The sequence below is a fragment of the Enterococcus massiliensis genome, from assembly GCF_001050095.1.
In the GTDB taxonomy this organism is placed as follows: domain Bacteria; phylum Bacillota; class Bacilli; order Lactobacillales; family Enterococcaceae; genus Enterococcus_C; species Enterococcus_C songbeiensis.
The window spans coordinates 272,010-292,496 of sequence record NZ_CVRN01000005.1; the positions used below are offsets into that span (position 1 = coordinate 272,010).

Sequence of the window (20,487 nt, forward strand, 5' to 3'; positions counted from 1 at the left end):
TGGGTGGACGAATTGTTTCAAACAATTCGTCGCCCTTTTTTCAGAGAGTGAGGAAGAATAGGTGCAAGAAACTGTGAATTCAGCCAGTATCAATCATTGTTTGAAAGCGTGGGATGCAAAGAAGTGGAAAGAATACCTTTATCGAGAAAAGCCTCGATTGGTAACTAAAGACGTCACATCATTAAAGGTTTGTGGGAGAAAATCAGTCTATGCGGAAGATTACAGTTATAGCCTCAAAAAAGCAGAAGAGTTGATGGATAATTGCTTTGCTTTTACTGATCCGTGGGACATGGAGCGGTGCCGTGAACCCCACTATTTCTCCTCTGTTAAAGCTATTGATTGGCAATTTGAACGAAATGGAGACAACGAATGGTTGTTTATGCTTAATCGCCATCAATATTTGAAACATTTGATTTACAGTTATCTTTTAGAAGGAGAAAAAAAATATCTGGAGAAATTTCAAGAGATTCTTTGGCACTGGTTGAAAAATGAGCCCTTCGCAGAAACTAAAAGTTGGTCTTCCTGGCGAAGTATCGAGATGGGTATCCGATTGAAGCAGTGGAGCCATTATCTCGCTCTTTTAGTCGCTGAAGACCAATCAAAGAATATTTTATCAGCAGAATTTCTAAAGGATTGGATAACTTCTTTTGTGGAACATTGCCACCATTTGACAACTGAAAAAAATTTGGCAATGGCATACACAAGTAATTTCAAGTTTTTAGAGATGAATGGAGTATTTGTTGCCAGTTGTTTTTTACGAGAATTTACTGAAGCAAAAGATTGGTCTAAAACAGCCCTCGAGGTATTAAAAGAAAGTTGTCAATTGCAGGTAACGGAAGATGGGTTTCACTGGGAACAATCTTTCATGTATCATCATGAGGTTGTGCTTTGTTTAGGAGAAGTCGTCTATCTGGGCAGAAGGCTTAAAGTAGAAATTCCCACGATTCTATCAGAAACGCTAACAAGAATGATTCAAGCTTCTTGTAAGTTGACCACTTCTGATTTGCAACAAATCCCTTATGGAGACAGTGATGAGGAAGAGTTGTCTTCCTTGTTTGCTTGGATGGCAATTGTTGGTCAGAGTCCTGAAGCCAAGTGGCTCTCTCAACGCCTTTCTCTTGATTTTCTTTTTCAGTTGGGGGAAGAGGCGGAAGGTCAATTGCAGCAACTGCCGATAAAAGAAATTTCTTATACCAGCTCCGCCCTTGAACAAGGAGGATTATTCTTTTTGAGAGACACCTATCAAAAGGATGGCACATATACATTGATTAAAAATGGTCCTCATGGTGGCGGTCATGGACACAGTGATTTGTTGAGTTTAGTGATTCAACATCAAGGAGAGATGTTGTTGTCTGATTCCGGCCGTTTTACTTATGTGGAAGGCAGCAAAGCCCGACAAAAATATAAAGCTGCGAGCGCTCATAATACAATCATTGCAAACCATGAGGATTTTACTCGACAGAATGGTTCTTGGGGATTTCATGAAATTTCTCAAAGTTTAGTTAATCAGTATCGTTTTACAAGAAAATGGGATTATGTTCTTACAAGTCATGTACCTTATCAAGACGCGCCAGTCTATTTGCAAAGAGAAGTTCTTTTTATAAAAGAGGGGATTTGGTTAATCATTGACCGAGGCATTTCTGATAAAGTAACTGCCTATCAACAATTTTTTAATTTTCCTAAAACGTCCGTCAGTATGAAAAAAAATCAGATTTACTACGAAGGAACCAATAGCAACTTGTATCTGCAACTCATTCAGCCTCAACAGATAGAGGTGATGGATAGTAAATATTCTCCGGAATATAATCGCGAAAAATCAGCAAAACGAGTGGTTCATTCATTTTCGGCAGAAAAACACATGACACAATTTACTTTGATAAGCTTAAATCACGAACTTCAAAGTGAAACAATTCAAGCTACAGATCACGTAGGAAAAGAACTATCAGCTCCATATCTTCATATTTTTGCTTTCGAATATAAAAATCAAAACTATCGAATCATTTATAATGATGAACAGCAACCCATACCACCTCGACGTGTGCATTTTGTAGAAGGTGTCGGAATCACCGAACGGTTTGTTCTGCTTAAGGCAGCAGGTAGGAAAAATCAGTGGGAAAAAACAATAATTAAGACGTAATTTAAAATGGAGGAGATAATCGTATGTATCAATTTCCAAAAGGATTTTTATGGGGAGCAGCAGCATCTGCTCCTCAGACAGAAGGAGCAGCACTAATTGATGGCAAAAGTCCCTCAACTTGGGATAAATGGTTTGAGCTTGAACCAGAACTATTTTACGAAAATATTGGTCCCGAAAATACTTCTAATACGTATTCTTTGTTTAGAGAAGATGTCAGCAAGATGCAGGAAATGAGACTGAATTCTTATCGAACATCTATCGCTTGGACCCGACTTTTGCCGGATGGTAAAACGGTCAATCCCAAAGCGGTTACTTTTTATCGTGACTATTTTCAAGAGATGCTGGATAAAGGGATCGAGCCGATTATTAATTTGTTTCACTTTGACATGCCTTGGTGGCTAATGGAGCAAGGTGGTTGGGAAGCACGACGTTCAGCGGAGGATTTCGCTTTTTATGCAGAAACAGCTTTCGAATTGTTTGGTGATTTAGTAAAAAAATGGACTACTTTTAATGAGCCGTTGGTCCATATTGAGTGTGGTTATATGGGAGATGCCCATTGGCCAAAAGTTCAGAGTTTTCCTCGAGCAATTCAAGTTGGTTATCATACATTATTAGCTCATGCAAAAGCAGTAGAGAAATATCGTCTGGCTAAAAATAACGATGGACAAATCGGAATTATTTTAAATTTATCTCCTGTCTATCCCAAAAGTACAGAACTACAGGATAAAGATGCAGCAAAATGGGCGGATCTTCTTTATATTCGGAGTTTCTTAGATTGTGCTGTTTTTGGAAAATTTCCAGAAGAACTAGTTTCAATCTTAAAAGAAGCTAAACTGCTACCCAAAACAATGCAAGGAGATCGAGAGATTTTTGCAGAAAATAGGGTAGACTTTATTGGCTGTAATTATTATCAACCTTTGCGAGTTCAAGCACCTGTTGTGGCTCACCGACCAATTACAGGGCCTAGAGATTTATTCAGAGGATACGATTGGCCGGATAAAAAAATTAATCCCTATCGTGGTTGGGAAATTTATCCTGAAGGTATCTATGACATTGCTATGAGGTTAAAAAACAGCTATCAAAATATTCCTTGGTATATTTCAGAAAATGGAATGGGGGTCTCAGATGAAGAAAGATTCGAAAATACAGAGGGTATGATTGAGGATACTTATCGAATCGAATTTTTGGCGGATCATTTGAAGGAATTGCATCGTGCGATTGAAGATGGTTCCCCTTGTTTTGGTTATCATATGTGGACATTTATCGATTGCTGGAGTTGGTTGAATGCTTATAAAAATCGTTATGGGTATTATCGTGTTGATTTGAAAAAAGAATATGAGCGAAAAGAAAAAGCATCGAGCTTTTGGATGGCAGATGTGATTAGGAAGAATGGGATAGAACCAATAAATAACTAAAAAGCTGATTAGTATCTCAAGGATGCCATTGAATTCAGTTACAAAAAGCGTTATCCTTTTACCGTTGTTGAATTAATCAACTTTTAAATTGCAACCGCTTAAATTGACCGAAAGGTAATTCTAAAAATTAATTGAAAAGAGTGAAAATGTGAAAATTCAATATTTTGGTACTGCAGCTGCAGAAGGAGTTCCTGCTCTTTTTTGTGATTGTTCTGTTTGCCAAGAAGCAAAAAAACGTGGAGGAAAAGATATTCGTAGTCGTTCACAGTCGCTGATTGATGACCAAATTCTGCTTGATTTTCCCGCAGATACGTTTATGCATTATTTAACGTATGGATTTGATTTACCAAAGATTCAACATGTGCTGATTACCCATACTCATTCTGATCATTTGTACGCAGAGGAGTTAGTAATGCGGTTGAGTGGGTATGTTGCCAAGGTGGAAAATCCGCTGCATGTTTATGGAAATACGGCAGTTCTTCAACAATTAAAGCGGGTGTTTGATATGGAAGGGTACTGGGAAGAAAGTCGGATTGTTTTTCATCCGGTTAAACCTTTTGTTGCATTCTTCATTATGGACTATCAAATCACACCTTTGCTGGCAGACCACGATCCCAGGGAAGAATGTCTTTTCTATGACATTGCCTCAAAGAATAAACGACTTCTCTATGCGCATGACACCGGCTATTTTCCAGAAGAAAATTGGCAGTATTTTTCTGACGAACGACCACATTATGATTTAGTCAGCATTGATTGCAATGCACAAAACCATGATTCAACAAAAAATCATATGGGCTTTTCTGCAAATTTACTTGTCAAAGAGCGGCTGATGCACTTGCAGGCAGTAAACGAAAAGACCCTCTTTGTCTGTAACCATTTTTCCCATAATAGTGGATTGTTACATGATGAGATGGTTGAATTGGTATCAAAAAAGGGATTCGAGGTCGCTTATGATGGTATGATCAAGGAGTTTTAACATGACAAAATGGATAGATAAAAAGGCATTTGGGAAAATCTTTATCGGCACCCTGTTGATGGGGTTTGCCTATGCTCAGTGGATGAAACCTAATGAAATCATTAATGGTGGTGTAACCAGTCTAGCGATGATTACCAACACCTTAAGCGATTTTCCACTACTAGTTTTAACAAATGGCTTTACACTAGTCCTGTTGATTATTAGTTGGTTTTTTCTTGGATCAGACAATTTTTTTCGATCGTGTCTTTCAAGTGTTTTTTACAATGTATTCTTCAGTTTTTTTTACTTGATGCCATGGTCGCTGAAAAGTAATCTGCTAGTAGAATTTTTGCTGGCAAATTTATTTATTGCTGTGGGATATTATCTTTGTATTACTGCAAATTCTTCGACCGTTGGTTTAGACGTTGTTGCTTTAGTTATTCATAAAAAATGGCAAAAATTAGGTGTTGCCAAAATTTTACGCTACTTAAATTGGAGCGTCCTTACCTTAGGTTTGATCTCTTTTAACTGGCAAACGATTGCCATTGGAATTGTTTTTAGTTACGTCAATAGTTGGATTTTAGGAATTTTTCTGAAGGAAAAAAGCAATCGACTGACAGAAATCATGAAATTGCATCTTTCTAAAAGAAAAGCCTTTATTAAAATAGAAAAGTAGGGGAAAGACATGGAAAGTATTCAAACAATTACTAGTAAACCGGAAACACTTGTTGCTGCAAAGGGAATTTGTGCCTTGTGGGAAAAAATGGGGCATCCACTGACAATCACTCATCTAGCTGGAGATTTATCTTTGGAATTAGATACCTCACTATCAGAAGGATTGATTGAGGTCGCGAATGAAACCGTTACGATTAAGGCTTCTTCAGAGAAATATATTTTTCAAGTGGCAATGCATTTATTGCAATTAATTCAAGCAGATTCGCTTTCAGAGACCCGCTATCAAGTGGAATTTCCAAGAGAAGAAAAATCACTGATGATGGATATCGGTCGGAAATATTTTTCATTGGAAAGTTTAAAAGAAGCAATCGACATGCTTGCCTTTTTTCAATTTGACAATATCCAGCTCCATTTTTCTGAAAATGAAGGGTTTCGAATTGAGTGCCAACAATATCCGGATATTATGTCCGATGAATATCTGACTAAAGCAGAGATCAGAGAATTAATTCAATATGCTGCCGGACGCTTTATGGAGATTATTCCAGATTTTGATGCTCCAGGTCATTTAAAACATATTTTGCAAAATCGCCAAGAATGGTGTTTGCCAATGATTGATGACGAAGGCAATTTAACGAAGGATCTTAGAGCACTGGATATTTTAAATCCCGAAGCAGTGGCTTTTGTCCATTCGATTTATAAAGAGTATGGGGAACTTTTCAACACCAGCCGCTATTTCCATATTGGAGCCGATGAATTTGTGCCTTTTGATGAGTTGGAACGCTATCCGACACTAAAAGAATATGCGAGTGAAAAATTTGGCAGTGATGCCAGTGGAATTGAAGTTTTCATTGAATTTGTGAACCAAACAATCGATTTCATTCATACCCTTGGTTTCTATCCAATCGTTTGGAATGATGGGTTTTATCGGGTTAATCGAACCGAAAAAATTCATTTATCTGCAGATTGTATCGTCAGTTATTGGACACGTTGGGACAAAAATATGGCACCAATTGAAAGCTACTTAGAAAAAGGGTACACCGTTATCAACCATAATGATAATTATTTCTATTATGTTTTAGGAGAGCATGCCTCCTATACGTATCCTACTTACGAAAAAGTGATGACAGATTGGCACACGGATCTTTTTGCCAGTCAACAAGAAATTGATCCAACGTATGCGGCGCAAGTAAAGGCAACAGCGCTATGCATATGGTCAAATATTCCTGAAGCAAAAACAGAAGATGAAGTAAATCAAGATATCTTCTACATTTTGGCAGCAGCGAAACAAAAAATCAACGGGACGGATTTTCCGGAAGAAGTCTTTGATAAATTTTACCAAAAATTTTTTTCTTAATCTAAAGTCGAAAGAAATATGTGTAGAAGAGTGAAAAAAATGAAAGTAAATCAACCCAATATTTTATTTATTCTAACGGATCAGCAGCGAAAGGATACTCTTTCTGCCTATGGTAGTCTACCAGTAAGCACACCCGTACTCGATAATTTGGCAGAAAATAGTAGCGTCTTTGACGAGGCATATACGGTTTGTCCCATTTGCACTCCGGCGAGAGCCTCGCTACAGACAGGGGTGTACCCCATGCATCATGGTATGCTGACGAATTCCTATAATTATGGAAATATGGTTCAAGAATTGCCGGATTCTCCGGAGTTATTGAGTCGCCGTTTGCTGCAAGCCGGCTATCAGGTGGGATACACTGGTAAATGGCATTTAGGAACTGGTGCAGATGCTGTTCGCAAGGATGATTATGTGCAACAATATATGGGACAAATTCATTTTGCTGAACTGGCGATGAATGCTGCTTCAACGCCGACAAGTCTCGGTTACCAAGGAGATGATTTTCCGGGGCATGGTTTCGGCGGATATATCTATCCAGAATATAAGGAATATTTAAAGAACAATCAATTAGAATTAAAAATCGAAAATATTCTCTCAGGAAATTACACCTCCCATCAAGCAGGAGAAATCACATCCGGGGTTAAGTCAACGATTGAATACTATTTGGTTGAACGAACAAAAAAGTGGTTGGATCAGTTTTCTGAGAAAGAAGAACCGTGGTATTTTCAATTGAATTTCTGGGGACCACACGAACCCTACTATGCGCCGAGTGAATATCTGGATCTTTATAGAGATAAAACTTTCACGCCGTGGGAAAACTATGACGGTGACAGTGAAAATAAACCTAAAATTCATGATGTCAAGCGGGCGAAGGACCCTACATGGGAAAATTTTATTCCTTATATTCAGCATTATTATGCGAATATTAGTCATATTGATCATCAGATTGGTCGGCTAATCGAATATTTAAAAGAAAAGAATCTGTATGACAATACTTTAATTATTTTCAATTCGGATCACGGAGAATCATTAGGAATACATGGGGGCTTATGCGATAAAGCGATTTTCATGTATCAAGAGATTACGTCTATTCCGCTATTTATCAAGGCACCAGCACAGAAATCGGTTGTTCATATCTCTGAATTCGTTCAAACGTGTGATATTTATTCGACGATTTTAACTGCTGCAGGTATTAAAAAAGATATGGCTGAAAGGGATGGAAGATCATTACTGCCTTTGATTCAAAAAGAGGCTGTTTTGTGGCGGGATTGTGTTGTGACTGAATGTTCCGGAATTGGTGCTATTTTATTTTCTCAACGCGGAATTCGCTGGAAAAATTGGAAATATGTTTTTAACGCTGGAGATATTGATGAATTGTACGATTTGAGGGATGATCATGGAGAGTTGATCAATCTGATTGAGGAACAACCTGCTGTCCGCGAGTTGATGCAGAAAAAATTAGAACAATGGATGATTGAAAATAATGATAACTTGATTTTTGAGTATCAGTATCTACGGCGGCGTTAATAAAAACAGAAGGATCAGTGACGTTTTTCTGAACCTTGATCCAAGATTTTTAATCATTCTTGGATCAAGGGTTATTTTTTTGTTCACCATGTACTTACAAGTTACTATTTATCCAACATCTTTAATTTGTTCTGACATTCCTTTAGTTTGTTCATTGTTCCTTTCTTTGGAAAGCGCTATTATTTTTAGCGAAGGGAGGAATAAATATGGAAAAAACAAAAAAAAGAAAGAAAAAAGGCTTCTGGCAAAATGTCTGGCGTTATAAAGCACTTATTTTAATGGCGTTGCCTGGTTTCATCTGGTTTATTTTCTTCTTTTACATACCAGTGTTAGCAAATGTCGTAGCTTTTAAAGATTTTCACTTGTCACCAGACGGATTTTTAGCAAGTCTCGGAATCAGTCCGTGGGTAGGGTTCGATAATTTCAAATTCTTGTTTGCATCAAATGATGCATGGCTGATTACCAGAAATACGTTATTGTATAATATTGTGTTCTTGGCATTTAACTTGTTCTTTGCAATCAGTTTTGCAATCGTCATGAGTGAATTAAGAAATAAACGATTGGTTAAGGTATATCACACGATGTCCTTATTGCCTTACTTCTTATCTTGGTTGGTCATCAACTATTTTGCCTACTCATTTTTAAGTCCTGATAAAGGAATTATCAATCAATGGCTGACAAATGGAGGGGGAACACCGATTAACTGGTACGCTGATCCAACTTGGTGGCCGCTGATCTTTGTGTTCTTGAATGTTTGGAAAGGCTTAGGGTATAACAGTATCATCTATTACGCTTCAGTAATGGGAATTGATCCTACATATTATGAAGCAGCAATGGTGGACGGAGCAAGTAAATGGCAACAAATAAAAAATGTTACGATACCACAAATTGTTCCAATGATGACTGTTTTGCTGATTATGAATATCGGTGGTATTTTCCGCGCAGATTTCGGGTTGTTCTATATTATACCGCGAAATTCCGGAGCACTATATAATGTAACTTCTGTTTTAGATACTTATATCTACAATGGCTTGACCGCTACTGGGGATATCGGCATGACAGCAGCTGCGGGACTTTATCAATCAGTTGTCGGTGCTAGCTTATTATTACTTTCGAATCTTGTCGTTCGTAAAATCGAACCAGATTCAGCATTATTCTAGGAGGGACGAGCATGAAAAAGAAAACTGTTTATAATGTAAAAATTCGTTCGTTCAATCCAACGGTCAATTTGATTTTTAATATCATTATTGCCCTATTTGCAATTTCTTGTGTATTACCCTTTTTCTTTGTCATTGTTATATCATTGACAAGTGAAGGGTCTCTAGCAGCAAATGGTTACCGATTTTGGCCGAAAGAATTTTCAACGGCTGCCTATGAATATATTTTTCAAGGTGCAATGAGCAGCAAGATTTTACACGCATTAGGTATAACTGTCTTTATTACTGTTTTAGGAACAGTAGTAAATGCTTCTATGACTTCTCTTTATGCGTATGTTATTTCGCGGTCGAATTTTCCATTTCGTAAATTTTTTACGATTTTTGCATTGATTACCATGCTTTTTACACCAGGTATGGTTGCAAATTATTTGGTAATGACCAACCTCTTGCAGTTAAATGACACCATTTGGTCGTTGATTTTACCACTTGCGTTAGGTCCATTTAATATATTGGTTATGCGAACGTTCTTTAAGAAAACAGTACCGGATAGTATTATTGAGTCTGCCCGAATTGATGGAGCGACTGAAATGAATATTTTTATTCGGATTGTTTTGCCATTAGCAGTACCCGGAATCGCGACGATTAGTTTATTCGCAGCATTAGGTTACTGGAATGATTGGTTTAATGCCTTGCTTTATATTCAAAAAGATACATTGGTTCCATTACAGTTCCTGTTGATGAAAATTCAAAACAATCTTGAATTTTTATCTCGGAATACCGGAATGGCAGCCCAAATTTCTGGTGGAATGGCGGCATTACCAAGTGAGTCTGCCAGAATGGCGATTGTTGTGTTATCAACATTACCGATTGCTTTGACTTACCCATTTTTCCAAAAGTATTTCGTGGGTGGTTTAACTATCGGCGGTGTAAAAGAATAAAAATTTATTAGTAGGGGGAATAGAAATGAAAAATTGGCAAAAAACATTAGCTTTTGCCGGAGCAGCAGCGTTAACATTGGGATTATCGGCTTGTGGGAGTTCTTCGGATAATAGTTCTTCAGATGGCGATTCAACAGGCACACCAACCTTATTGATGTATCGTCAAGGAGATAAACCAGAAAACTATGATGCATTGATTGACAATGCAAACAAGATTATTGAAAAAGAAATCGGTGCAAAATTAAAAATGGAATTTATCGGCTGGGGCGATTGGGATCAAAAAATGTCTACAATTGTTGCATCCGGTGAAAGCTATGATATTTCAATAGCGCAAAACTATGTAATCAATGCACAAAAAGGTGCTTATGCTGACTTGACTGAATTAGCACCAAAGCTGGCAAAAAAAGCCTATGAACAGTTGCCAGAAAGTTACATTAAAGGAAATACAATCGATGGAAAACTGTATGCTTTTCCAGTAAATGGGAACGTTTATGCGCAACAAGTATTAACTTTCAATAAAGAATTGGTTGACAAATATGATCTTGATATCAGCAAGGTCGGCGGTAGTTATGAAAGCGCAACTGAAGTCTTGAAACAATTCCATGAAAAAGAACCAAATATTCCTGCTTTTGCCATTGGACAAAGTTTCAATGTTTCTGGAAATTTTGACTATGTCATGGGAAAACAATATCCATTCGGAGTAAAAGTCGACGATAGTGGTTCACCAAAAATCATCAACCCATATGAAGACGATGATTTGGTTAACAGTCTAAAAGTTATGCACGAGTGGTATGAAGCTGGTTTGATTCCAAGTGATGCTGCAACCAATACAACAGCGTATAACTTGAATGAAAACACTTGGTTCATGCGTGAAGAAACACAAGGACCTATGGATTACGGTGATACAGCACTGACTAATGCAGCTGGTGGCAAAGAATTAGTTTCACGCCCATTGACAGATCAGTTGAAGTCAACCTCACAAGCTCAAATGGCAAACTATGTTGTCGGAAATACATCAAAAAACAAAGAGAAAGCTGTTGAACTACTGGGCTTATTAAACAGCAATCCAGAATTATTAAATGGTTTGGTTTATGGTGTTGAAGGCGAACAATGGGAAAAAGTTGGCGATAATCATGTGAAATTCCTAGAAGGTTACACCCAAAATACTCATTTAGGTGCTTGGAATACAGGAGACAGCACTATCCTTTACACTCCTGAAACAGTGACAGATGAAATGATTACTGAACGGGATGAAAACATCGAAAATGCTGTTGAATCACCCATTCTTGGTTTCAACTTTAAACAAGACAAAGTAAAAACTGAAATTACCAATATCGCTAATGTAATGAATCGGTATGCATCTAGTTTAAGCACTGGGACAGTTGATCCTGAAGAAAACTTGCCTAAATTAAATGCTGATTTAAAAACAGCTGGTTGGGAAAAAGTTCAAAAGGAAATGCAATCTCAATTAGATGAATTTGTTGCTGAAAGCAAATAATTTTTGATAAGCTGATGACAAAGTTCTTTAGACTTTGTCATCACTTATCTTACATAGAAAAGAGGAAGAAAAATGGAAAGTTCAGGCATTCAACGATTGTTTTATCTAAGTTGGACAGTAATCAAATTGAACCTGATTTTTGTACTGTTGACGGTGATGGGCGGTGTGGTTTTTGGAATAGGCCCGGCTTTTCAAACAATAAATGATCTTTTGGAAGAAGCTCGTATCGATTACCAAGAGATTACTTTTAAAAAAGCTTTTGAACATTGGAAACGCAACTTTAAAAAAGGAAATCGTGATTTTTTAGTGATGGCGACTGCCTTGTTTATCATAGGCTACAATCTTTTCTTAGCCGTTCAATTGACCGGCATTCTTTGGCTGCTGATTGCTTTTTTACTTTTTTCTGTTTTATTGTTGCTAAGTGTGATGTATCTGTATATGATATTTTATGAAACAAGTTATTCAATTGGTTTTTTTGACTTAATGAAGCTGGCATTCATCAGTGTGTTTTTGAATTTTGGCGTTTTCTTAAGAGTAATCTTTGGTATTGGCAGTGTCTTGATTTTAAGCTGGTACTTCAAGGGATTGCTACTATTTGCTACATTTGCCCTCATCCTTATGTGGTGTGGTTATACGACGAGAAAAAATCGTAGTCTAGTGGATGGAAAGTTGGAAGCAAATGAAACGACTTCTACGAAAGTACTTTAAAAAAAATTATCTCATCAATCAATTGATGCAAATTTACAGCCTTCTGCTAGTAGGAATCATCCTGCTAACAGTGGCTGCTTCTTGCGTTTTTATTGGTCGCAATAATTATGTTTCTCTGGAAACAAAAACGAATGCTGCATTGTACCAATTGGATAGCTATGTAAGAAATCGTAAGGATGTCATGGATGGTCTTTATACAGATCTAGTTGGTTCTCAGGCAAAATTTGAAAATTTGCGGAATTATATGCAAATGACACCTCGAGAATATTTTGAGTACACGTCAAAAGCGTGGGCGATTAATCAGACGGATATCAATTTTTCTTCGTTACTGGGGAGCCAATTCTTTACTTTTTCAGACTTGGATGCGATTTATCTTAATTTGGATGAATTAGATTATTATTTGCGTGCAGATCGGGAGACACGCAATGGGCGAATTATTGCCGGTAAAGTATCAGATCTTAATGGGTTGTCCATGATGCGGGTCATTCAAGATCAATATTCAGGTAAACCGATTGGAACCTTGTATGGTGTTTTTTCATCCGAAGCTGTATTAGGCAGTCTGGCGGAAACAATGGAAACAGATGGTATCGACAGTTTCATTTTTAACAGTTCTGGGGAGTTAATGTTTTCCAACAGTAATTACACGAGTACAAAAGAACGAAAAAAGATAGCAGAATTGGTCAAGGTGAACAGCGATTTACAACAGACTTTTTCTACTGACTATTTCGTTACTGAAGATACTAGCAGCGGACAGGCAACAATCGTTCTTTTGGCTAGTAAGCATTTATTTTGGCAAAAGGTTCTACAATCTTCATTAATTATGTTATCAGTTGGTATCATCATTGCGGGAATTTTACTAATCATCCTGCAACGTACCTTCAAACGATACAGCAAGCAGGTCACAAGCATCGTGAATGTAACTGAAAGTGTCAGCGAAGGCAATTTAAAAATGCGAATTGATACTTCTCATGTTCAGGACGAATTGTATGATTTGGCATCGGCTATCAATTTTATGGTGGGTAGTCTGGATCAATACATCAAAGATATCTATGTTTTAGAAATCAAACAGCGTGATGCCAACATGCGGGCTTTACAGTCTCAGATCAATCCACACTTTTTATATAATACGTTGGAATATATCCGAATGTACGCCTTAAGCCGGCAACAGGAAGAACTGGCGGATGTCGTTTTTGCATTTTCCGCTTTGTTGAGAAACAATACGACACAAGAAAAAACAACGACACTTGAGAAGGAATTATCTTTTTGTGAAAAATATGTGTATCTGTATCAAATGCGTTATCCAGACAGAATCGCCTACCATTTCACGATTGATGATGCATTAAAGAAAATAGTTTTGCCTAAATTTACCATACAACCCTTAATCGAAAACTACTTTGTGCACGGCATCGACTATACTCGTAATGATAATGCTGTCAGCGTGAAGGTCTTTAAAAAAGAAACGCAAGTAGTGATTCAAGTATCAGACAATGGAAAAGGTATGGATGCTGAACAGTTACAAAAGGTTAGAGAAAAACTGAAGGAACCAGATGTTGATATGTCGACATCCATTGGGTTGCGTAATGTCCATGAACGACTGCAAAATTATTTTGGGCCAAGTTATTCCTTGGAAGTCGAATCAAGTTTAGAAACGGGAACAAAAATAACCATTCAATTTTCTGAAGAGGGGGCATTTGACAATGTATAAAGTGATGCTCGTAGATGATGAATATATGATTTTGGAGGGGTTAAAATTTATTTTACCTTGGGAAACGCTAGGTTTTGAAATCGTAAAAACTGCTCGCAACGCTGCTGAAGCACTTGGTTTTTTGAAGGAGCAAAGAATTGATCTTTTAATCACGGACATCACGATGCCAGAGATGAGTGGTATAGAATTAGTGGAAAAAGCGCAAGCAAATGGAGACACTTTTTTCACCATTATTCTTTCCGGCTATCAGGAATTTGCGTATGTAAAGCGAGGCATTGAATTAGGAGTAAAAAATTATTTAGTCAAACCAGTAGATAAGGAAGAATTAAGAAGCAGTCTTATTCAAATCAGAGAAGAATTAGATACACAGCAAGAACTGGTGAAGCAGCAGGAAATTTACAAAGAGACCAACTTGGTTCGCTGGTTGAATGACGAACTGAACGATGCGGAATTCCAACAGCTGAAAAAACAAGTTTCTCAAGCGATGGAGGGTCCATTTACACCATTGCTGGTGCAAGGGTCCCTGGAAATTTTAACTGCCATCCAACTCTTTTTTCAAGAACATGGACAGTATCTAGCGTTTATTTCTCATTTTTATGGAAACAGTTACCTACTGATTTATGAAGGCAGTCATCATGAATTGTTGGCAGATGTTCATCAAGTAGAGAACGATCTTCAGGATCAAGATTGGCAAATGGTCATCGGTGAAACGATTTTTGAATGGGAAAACCTTTATTCCAGTTTTGAAAAAATCAAACAAGTTCAATCTTTGCAGGAATTTTACCCGGACCTCCTTCCTCCAAAACGAATTTTGCGCGTCGATGTGGCCAGCAAAGAAGAAGAGCTCCCTTTTTTATCTTTTAACAAGGCGTTGATGATTGGGGATACAAAAACAATTCGTCAGGAATTAGACAATATTTTTGATCAATTATTAAAAATTCAAGCAAATCCGGAGCATGTAAAAACGGTATCGTTTCTGTTGTTTATTGATTTGTATCGCTTGGCACCTGTGCTGACTCCGAATGATTACGAACAAACCGTCAGCAGAATTCGTAATAGCCAAACTATTATTGAACTTCGTCGGCTCTTTGATAGCGTTTTAGAAATGATTAAAGAACAACCTGATGACAAACGTTATTCTGAGACGGTACAGCGTGTGCTGCAAATTATCAATGAAGAATATATAAAGGATATTTCTTTGAAAACAGTGTCAGAGACATTGCATTTGAGTGTTGTCTATTTAGGACAGCTTTTTAAAAAAGAAACAGATCTTAGTTTTAATCAGTGTCTTAACCAGGTTCGGATCAAAAAAGCGCAGGAGTTGCTTTTGCAAACGCAACAGACAATCAATGAAATTTCCGAAGCCGTGGGGTATAACAATACGAATTACTTTTCGAAGATGTTTAAAAAATTAAATGGCTTAACACCAAAAGAGTTTCGGGAAATTTATGAAAAAGGGTACGAGGCTATTTGATGCCAGCTGATCAATTAGAGGAAGGAATCAAGCGGAAAAGTACTTTTTCCGCTATAAAATATAGAAGGAAGCGAAGAAAATGAAAAAAAATGTTTTATTTCTTGTAGCAGACGATCAACGGTTCAATACAGTTCATGCCTTGGGAAATAAAGAGATCCAGACGCCCAATTTGGATAAGTTAGTAGAACGAGGGACAACTTTTGAGAACGCCTACATTCCTGGTGGAACTTCTGGAGCAGTTTGTATGCCTTCACGAGCAATGATGCACACCTCTCAACATCTCTTTCAATTACAAGATCTCGGTGCAGTGATTCCAAAAGATCATGCAATTTTAGGAGAAGAATTGAAAAAAAACGGCTACCAAACAATCGGGATCGGAAAGTGGCACAATGGGATTGATGGTTATGGTCGAGCCTTTACCGATGGAGGAAAAATCTTTTTTGGCGGTATGTGGGATCATTGGAATGTTCCTGTGAATAATTTTGATCCTTCAAAAAAATATGATCAGTGGAAAAACTTCACCTACGATCCGTTTTCTACAAATATCAAAATCAAAATGCCTGCAGATCATCTGGATTTAGGGAAACATTCCACTGATTTGTTTTCAGATGAAATTATTAAGAAAATACACGAAGTTTCCGGTTCAGAGCAACCCTTCTTTATTAACGGCAATTTTTTGGCGCCGCATGATCCACGAACGATGCCAGAAAAATTCCAAAATATGTATGATCCAGATCAGATCGAACTACCCGTCAATTATTTGCCGGAACATCCTTTTGACTTTGATGTCAAAGCACAGCGGGATGAATCATTGGAAGCTTATCCACGACCTGAAAAAGCGGTGAGACAGCATATTGCAGATTATTACGCAATGATCAGCCACATCGATGAGCGCATTGGAACGATTATTGATGCGTTAAAAGAGACTGGGCAACTGGAGAACACGCTAATCATTTTTACTGGTGACAATGGCATCTCAATTGGTCAACACGGCTTAATGGGCAAACAAAATCTTTATGAACACAGTATTCACGTTCCTTTGATTATGGCAGGACCGGGAATTCCAGAAAATTATCGAGTGGAAGAAAGAGCATTGCTTTTAGATATCATGCCGACGATTTTAGATTACGCCGGTGTTCAGATTCCTGAAGGCTTGTTCGGTAAATCCTTGCTCCCAGTAATCGCTGGAGTAGAAGAAGGGCGGAAAGAAATCTATTTACTCTTTACTGATAAAATTCGTGGCCTTTTGAAAGAAAACTATAAACTGATTGAATATGCAACAATCTATGGGCGGCATACGCAATTGTTCGATCTTATGAAGGATCCAAAAGAGATGAATAATTTAGCCGATTCGGAAGAATTTCAGCCTCTTGTAAAAGAAATGCAGGCAGAATTGGTTCAACATGCAAAAGTGTTAGGAGATCGCCAGTTTGAACAAGGTAAGATTTTTTGGGCGCAAAAAGAAAAACTAGAGTCAGAAAAATAAATTTATTCTTAGTTTGAGAATAATTGGCTTTACCTTCATCAAAAAGAATTTAACAAGTAAAATCCTCGCAAAGCCGTAGAAATCAGCTTTGCGAGGATTTTTAAGTAGTTTATTTTGAAAGTGAAAAAGGGAGCTCGTTTGAGTGATACGTTCGTGGATTTGGAACGATTCCCAGATGGAAATCAATGGTTCCGCCTGCCAACAACTCATTGTGTGTGAAGTAGAGCGCTTTGTGAATCTCTTGGTTTCGCTTGATTTCGTGAATAAATTGTTGCTGAGGTAAATTTGGTGTTGCTTCGATCACTAGCTCTTTTCCATTTGAAAGCCTGATCTTTGCGTGTTTCACCAAAGGCATTCCAATCACGTATTCTCCACTACCGGGGGTGACAGGATAAAAACCAAGGCTGTTAAAAATGTACCAACCAGCCATGCTGCCGTTGTCTTCATCTCCCGGATAGCCTTTAATTCCTGAATGAAAAGTTTCTTGCATCAATTGTTTCAGTAAAGGCTGGGCCATCTCGGGTTTGCCAATGTAGCTGAAAAGAAATGGGTAGTGGAAACTTGGTTGATTGGAAATTGCCAATTGACCAAATTCTAAAGCGGCCATTTCACTCATTTCATGAATCTCAAATCCGTAGCCATCGACGTCAAAAGAAGGAGATTGATTACATAGATCAATCAGTTTTTGTTGGAAGGCAGTGTCTCCTCCAGATAACTTGATTAAGCCAGCAAAATCCTGATAAACGGCAAAGCTGCTTTGCCATGCACTTCCTTCCGCGTAATCACCACCCCAGCGAACAGAATTGAAATGGCTTCGGAAACTTCCTTCTCGATCCTTTGCCCTCATTAACCCCGCGTGCTCATCAAATAATTGGCGATAGTTGCCGGCTTGTTGTCGATAGTGAGCAACGGTTTCCGCTTGATCCAATGTGTCTGCAACTTGAGAAATACAAAAATCACTATACGCATAATCAAGTGTATGATTGACTGACTCGTGATAATCACTGGGAACGTAGCCGTATGTCAGATAATCTTTTGTTCCTTGTCGACCATAGTTGTCTTTTTCACTTTGGATGGTCGCTCCTTTAATCATGGCTTTTAAAAATTCAGGCATTAAATCAGGACGAATTTCCTTGACAGCTGCATCAGCGATCACAGCATCTACTAATGTTCCCGGCATCAAGCCTCGTTCATCAGGAGAAAGCCATTTTGGTAAAAAGCCGGATTCGTAGTAGCTGTTTAAAAAACCTTCCAACATCTCCTCATATTTTTCTTTAGCAATCAATGAATATAGCGGGTAAACCGTTTTGTAGGTATCCCAGAATCCATTATTTGTATATAGAACACCGGGACGAACCTGTTTATGCAAAGTATCATAATGAATCTTCTCTTTTTTCTCATTAAGTTCATAGAAGGTCTGCGGAAAAAGAAAGACACGATAAAGATTATGATAAAAAGTTTTTGTTTGTTCATAGTCGTGGTGCTCCACTTGGATTTTATCCAAATAGTGCTGCCACTGGGATTGACTGGATTGAAGATAGTCTTGAAGCGTTTGTTCTTGCTCCCGCTGCAAGTTAAGCAATGCTTGCTCTTGACTAATAAAAGAAGTACCAAAACGCAAAACTTGTTTTGAGCAATTACCAAAAGATAGCAATACGTGACCATCTGTTCCTGATTGCATTTCAAAAGCTTCTATCATAGGGTGTTCAAATTGTAAAATTCCATAAAAAGTGAAATGGTCATCTTCACACCCGCTGAAATTAATCAGTTGAAAAGCCAAATGTTTTTCATCGAGGGCTTTGATTTGATAGGTACCTGGCAGGGAAAGAAAGAGACCGTTTTCTTTTTTTTGATACGTAATTTCTAAAATTCCTCCATACATGCTGGGAATTAGTTTTGAGGTAATTTGATAACGTAATTGTTCCATCGCTAAATGGGTGGGACTGAAGTGGCTTTCTTCTGGACGATACGAACTTTGCACGTGAAAAGGGGATACTTGTTCAAAATGTCCACTGACTGGTGTTATCAGGAGGGAACTGAAATCCCCCATCCAAGGACTGGGTTGATGTGTTAAGCGATAACCTTGAAAAACCCGGTCTTCCGGATGAAACCACCAGCTGCCTTTTTGATCAGTGGTTTGAGGGGCAAAATAGTTCATACCAAAAGGAACACCAGTATAAGGTAAACAATTTCCGTTAGAAAAGCTATGTTGATTGGCGGTTCCGTGACGTGTGTCAATTTTTTCTATGTTCATTGAGACTTCTCCTTAGTGGTTTCTTTTGTTGAAGCACGTTTAATTAAATGCACAGGAACATTGTGATCCTGTGACAATTCTCCTTTTTCGATCCAGTTAATCAGAAAGGTTCCCGCTGTTTGTCCCAATGTCCGAAAATCTTGTACAACGGTCGTTAATGGAGGATCAACAAGCGCAGCCGCTTGAATATCATCAAAGCCGATGACAGAGAAATCTTTAGGAACCTGTTGCTGATGTTGCTTGATGATCCGCATGGCCTCTATAGCAACTAAATCATTTTCACACACCAAGCCAGTAATGTTGTGCAGCTGAAGATAGTGCCAGAGATTTTTAGTTGTCGCAAGTGGATCATCTAAAGAAGTGTGAAAAGTGATTCCAGCTTGATTGATGGCTTGAATATAGCCTAGATAACGTTGACGAACAGATTGTGGATGGACTTGATTCCCAAAAAGATAAGCTATTTTTTGATGTCCTGACTGGATCAAAAATTCAGTTGCCAGTTTACCTCCTGACCGATTGTCCGATAAAACAGTGGGAAAGGGCAAGTCATAAATTTTTTTATCAAGAATAACTACAGGGAAATTTTTCAGGGATAATTCGAAAAGAATATCTAGATGCTGTTCGGTGTCTAAAGCATAATAAATCAATCCGTCAAATTCTTTTTGAATATCGTCAGCATTTTTTTGTGTCAGAAAATCAGAGGTTGTCAGTAACACATCATATTTTTTCTTCTGTAAAAATGGTGTCAGACCTTCATTGAAATTTCCAACAGACAAATCATTGACAAAAGGCAAAAGAAATAAGATACGATGGGTAGCAACTTTTTTTTCTGCTTGATTCGCAGCTTTTACAAAACTGCCTTTGCCTCGAAGACGGTAGATCAAGCCTGCTTGTTCTAATTCAGTCAGTGCACGTTTTGAGGTGATACGACTAACTTGATATTTTTCTGAAAGCTCTTTTTCAGTAGGTAGTTGTGCGCCGGCAGGAAAAGTTCCTTTTTTTATGTCTTTAACAAGATCTTGTAAAATTGTTTTGTATAGTGGTTCCTTCATGATAACCTCCCCCCTTAAATGATATATCATATTTTGATAATACCATATTTTTCAAAAATGTAAATGTTCTTTTTTTCTCTGAAAGCGTAGACAACGGGAGAGTAAAGAGGTATAGTTACGGAGTAATGATATATCAAATATTGGAGGAAACA

Annotated in this window: 15 protein-coding genes; 13 read left to right on the forward strand and 2 right to left on the reverse strand. The window is 37.8% G+C overall.

The genetic code is table 11. The features are described from left to right. Window positions 1-61: 61 nt before the first annotated feature. The 13 genes from BN1875_RS04360 to BN1875_RS04420 all read left to right on the forward strand — a co-directional run bounded on the left by BN1875_RS04360 (window position 62) and on the right by BN1875_RS04420 (window position 17,029). Window positions 62-2,137, forward strand: coding sequence for a heparinase II/III family protein (locus BN1875_RS04360; RefSeq protein WP_048603640.1), 2,076 nt, complete (start codon window positions 62-64; stop codon window positions 2,135-2,137). 23 nt (window positions 2,138-2,160) lie between these two features. After that, window positions 2,161-3,552, forward strand: coding sequence for a glycoside hydrolase family 1 protein (locus BN1875_RS04365; protein WP_048603641.1), 1,392 nt, complete (start codon window positions 2,161-2,163; stop codon window positions 3,550-3,552). Between the two features lie 148 nt (window positions 3,553-3,700). Beyond that, a complete protein-coding gene (locus BN1875_RS13690; protein ID WP_048603642.1) occupies window positions 3,701-4,528 on the forward strand; it encodes an MBL fold metallo-hydrolase in 828 nt (275 codons plus the stop codon). A gap of 1 nt (window position 4,529) precedes the next feature. Next, window positions 4,530-5,183 (forward strand): YitT family protein, encoded by a 654-nt coding sequence (locus BN1875_RS04375; RefSeq protein ID WP_082147244.1) that lies wholly within the window; start codon window positions 4,530-4,532, stop codon window positions 5,181-5,183. Between the two features lie 9 nt (window positions 5,184-5,192). After that, window positions 5,193-6,536 (forward strand): family 20 glycosylhydrolase, encoded by a 1,344-nt coding sequence (locus BN1875_RS04380; RefSeq protein WP_048603643.1) that lies wholly within the window; start codon window positions 5,193-5,195, stop codon window positions 6,534-6,536. Window positions 6,537-6,575: 39 nt separating this feature from the next. Further along, window positions 6,576-8,063 carry a sulfatase-like hydrolase/transferase gene (locus tag BN1875_RS04385; protein WP_048603644.1) on the forward strand — a complete coding sequence of 496 codons (1,488 nt, stop codon included), beginning with the start codon at window positions 6,576-6,578 and terminating at the stop codon, window positions 8,061-8,063. Between the two features lie 206 nt (window positions 8,064-8,269). Continuing rightward, window positions 8,270-9,223 carry an ABC transporter permease gene (locus BN1875_RS04390; RefSeq protein WP_048603645.1) on the forward strand — a complete coding sequence of 318 codons (954 nt, stop codon included), beginning with the start codon at window positions 8,270-8,272 and terminating at the stop codon, window positions 9,221-9,223. Window positions 9,224-9,234: 11 nt separating this feature from the next. Beyond that, window positions 9,235-10,158: a carbohydrate ABC transporter permease gene (locus BN1875_RS04395; RefSeq protein ID WP_048603646.1), complete on the forward strand. Its 924-nt coding sequence runs from the start codon at window positions 9,235-9,237 to the stop codon at window positions 10,156-10,158. Window positions 10,159-10,183: 25 nt separating this feature from the next. Beyond that, window positions 10,184-11,656 (forward strand): ABC transporter substrate-binding protein, encoded by a 1,473-nt coding sequence (locus BN1875_RS04400; protein WP_048603647.1) that lies wholly within the window; start codon window positions 10,184-10,186, stop codon window positions 11,654-11,656. A gap of 72 nt (window positions 11,657-11,728) precedes the next feature. Beyond that, the gene (locus BN1875_RS04405) at window positions 11,729-12,364 is read left to right on the forward strand and encodes a YesL family protein (protein WP_048603648.1); all 636 of its coding nucleotides are present in this window, start codon (window positions 11,729-11,731) and stop codon (window positions 12,362-12,364) included. Beyond that, on the forward strand, window positions 12,336-14,069 hold the full coding sequence (locus BN1875_RS04410; protein ID WP_048603649.1) for a sensor histidine kinase: 1,734 nt from the start codon (window positions 12,336-12,338) through the stop codon (window positions 14,067-14,069). Before BN1875_RS04405 ends, BN1875_RS04410 begins: the two co-directional genes overlap by 29 nt. Further along, window positions 14,062-15,543, forward strand: a complete 1,482-nt coding sequence (locus tag BN1875_RS04415; protein ID WP_048603650.1) for a response regulator transcription factor — start codon at window positions 14,062-14,064, stop codon at window positions 15,541-15,543. Before BN1875_RS04410 ends, BN1875_RS04415 begins: the two co-directional genes overlap by 8 nt. Window positions 15,544-15,622: 79 nt before the next feature. Next, window positions 15,623-17,029, forward strand: coding sequence for a sulfatase family protein (locus tag BN1875_RS04420; RefSeq protein ID WP_048603651.1), 1,407 nt, complete (start codon window positions 15,623-15,625; stop codon window positions 17,027-17,029). A gap of 109 nt (window positions 17,030-17,138) precedes the next feature. On the opposite strand, the gene BN1875_RS04425 is transcribed toward BN1875_RS04420, so the two are convergent. Further along, window positions 17,139-19,283 carry a GH92 family glycosyl hydrolase gene (locus BN1875_RS04425; protein WP_048603652.1) on the reverse strand — a complete coding sequence of 715 codons (2,145 nt, stop codon included), beginning with the start codon at window positions 19,281-19,283 and terminating at the stop codon, window positions 17,139-17,141. After that, on the reverse strand, window positions 19,280-20,335 hold the full coding sequence (locus BN1875_RS04430) for a GntR family transcriptional regulator (RefSeq protein ID WP_048603653.1): 1,056 nt from the start codon (window positions 20,333-20,335) through the stop codon (window positions 19,280-19,282). The genes BN1875_RS04425 and BN1875_RS04430 overlap by 4 nt, the downstream gene beginning before the upstream one ends. Between the last annotated feature and the right edge of the window lie 152 nt (window positions 20,336-20,487).

What these genes read in the sequence shown, in the direction of transcription:
- BN1875_RS04395 (WP_048603646.1), top strand. Translation starts at nt 9,235, where the DNA reads ATGAAAAAGAAAACTGTTTATAATGTAAAAATTCGTTCGTTCAATCCA.
- BN1875_RS04410 (WP_048603649.1), top strand. Translation starts at nt 12,336, where the DNA reads ATGAAACGACTTCTACGAAAGTACTTTAAAAAAAATTATCTCATCAAT.
- BN1875_RS04365 (WP_048603641.1), top strand. Translation starts at nt 2,161, where the DNA reads ATGTATCAATTTCCAAAAGGATTTTTATGGGGAGCAGCAGCATCTGCT.
- BN1875_RS04420 (WP_048603651.1), top strand. Translation starts at nt 15,623, where the DNA reads ATGAAAAAAAATGTTTTATTTCTTGTAGCAGACGATCAACGGTTCAAT.
- BN1875_RS04400 (WP_048603647.1), top strand. Translation starts at nt 10,184, where the DNA reads ATGAAAAATTGGCAAAAAACATTAGCTTTTGCCGGAGCAGCAGCGTTA.
- BN1875_RS04430 (WP_048603653.1), bottom strand. Translation starts at nt 20,335, where the DNA reads ATGAAGGAACCACTATACAAAACAATTTTACAAGATCTTGTTAAAGAC.
- BN1875_RS04425 (WP_048603652.1), bottom strand. Translation starts at nt 19,283, where the DNA reads ATGAACATAGAAAAAATTGACACACGTCACGGAACCGCCAATCAACAT.
- BN1875_RS04380 (WP_048603643.1), top strand. Translation starts at nt 5,193, where the DNA reads ATGGAAAGTATTCAAACAATTACTAGTAAACCGGAAACACTTGTTGCT.
- BN1875_RS04405 (WP_048603648.1), top strand. Translation starts at nt 11,729, where the DNA reads ATGGAAAGTTCAGGCATTCAACGATTGTTTTATCTAAGTTGGACAGTA.
- BN1875_RS04390 (WP_048603645.1), top strand. Translation starts at nt 8,270, where the DNA reads ATGGAAAAAACAAAAAAAAGAAAGAAAAAAGGCTTCTGGCAAAATGTC.
- BN1875_RS04385 (WP_048603644.1), top strand. Translation starts at nt 6,576, where the DNA reads ATGAAAGTAAATCAACCCAATATTTTATTTATTCTAACGGATCAGCAG.
- BN1875_RS04415 (WP_048603650.1), top strand. Translation starts at nt 14,062, where the DNA reads ATGTATAAAGTGATGCTCGTAGATGATGAATATATGATTTTGGAGGGG.
- BN1875_RS04375 (WP_082147244.1), top strand. Translation starts at nt 4,530, where the DNA reads ATGACAAAATGGATAGATAAAAAGGCATTTGGGAAAATCTTTATCGGC.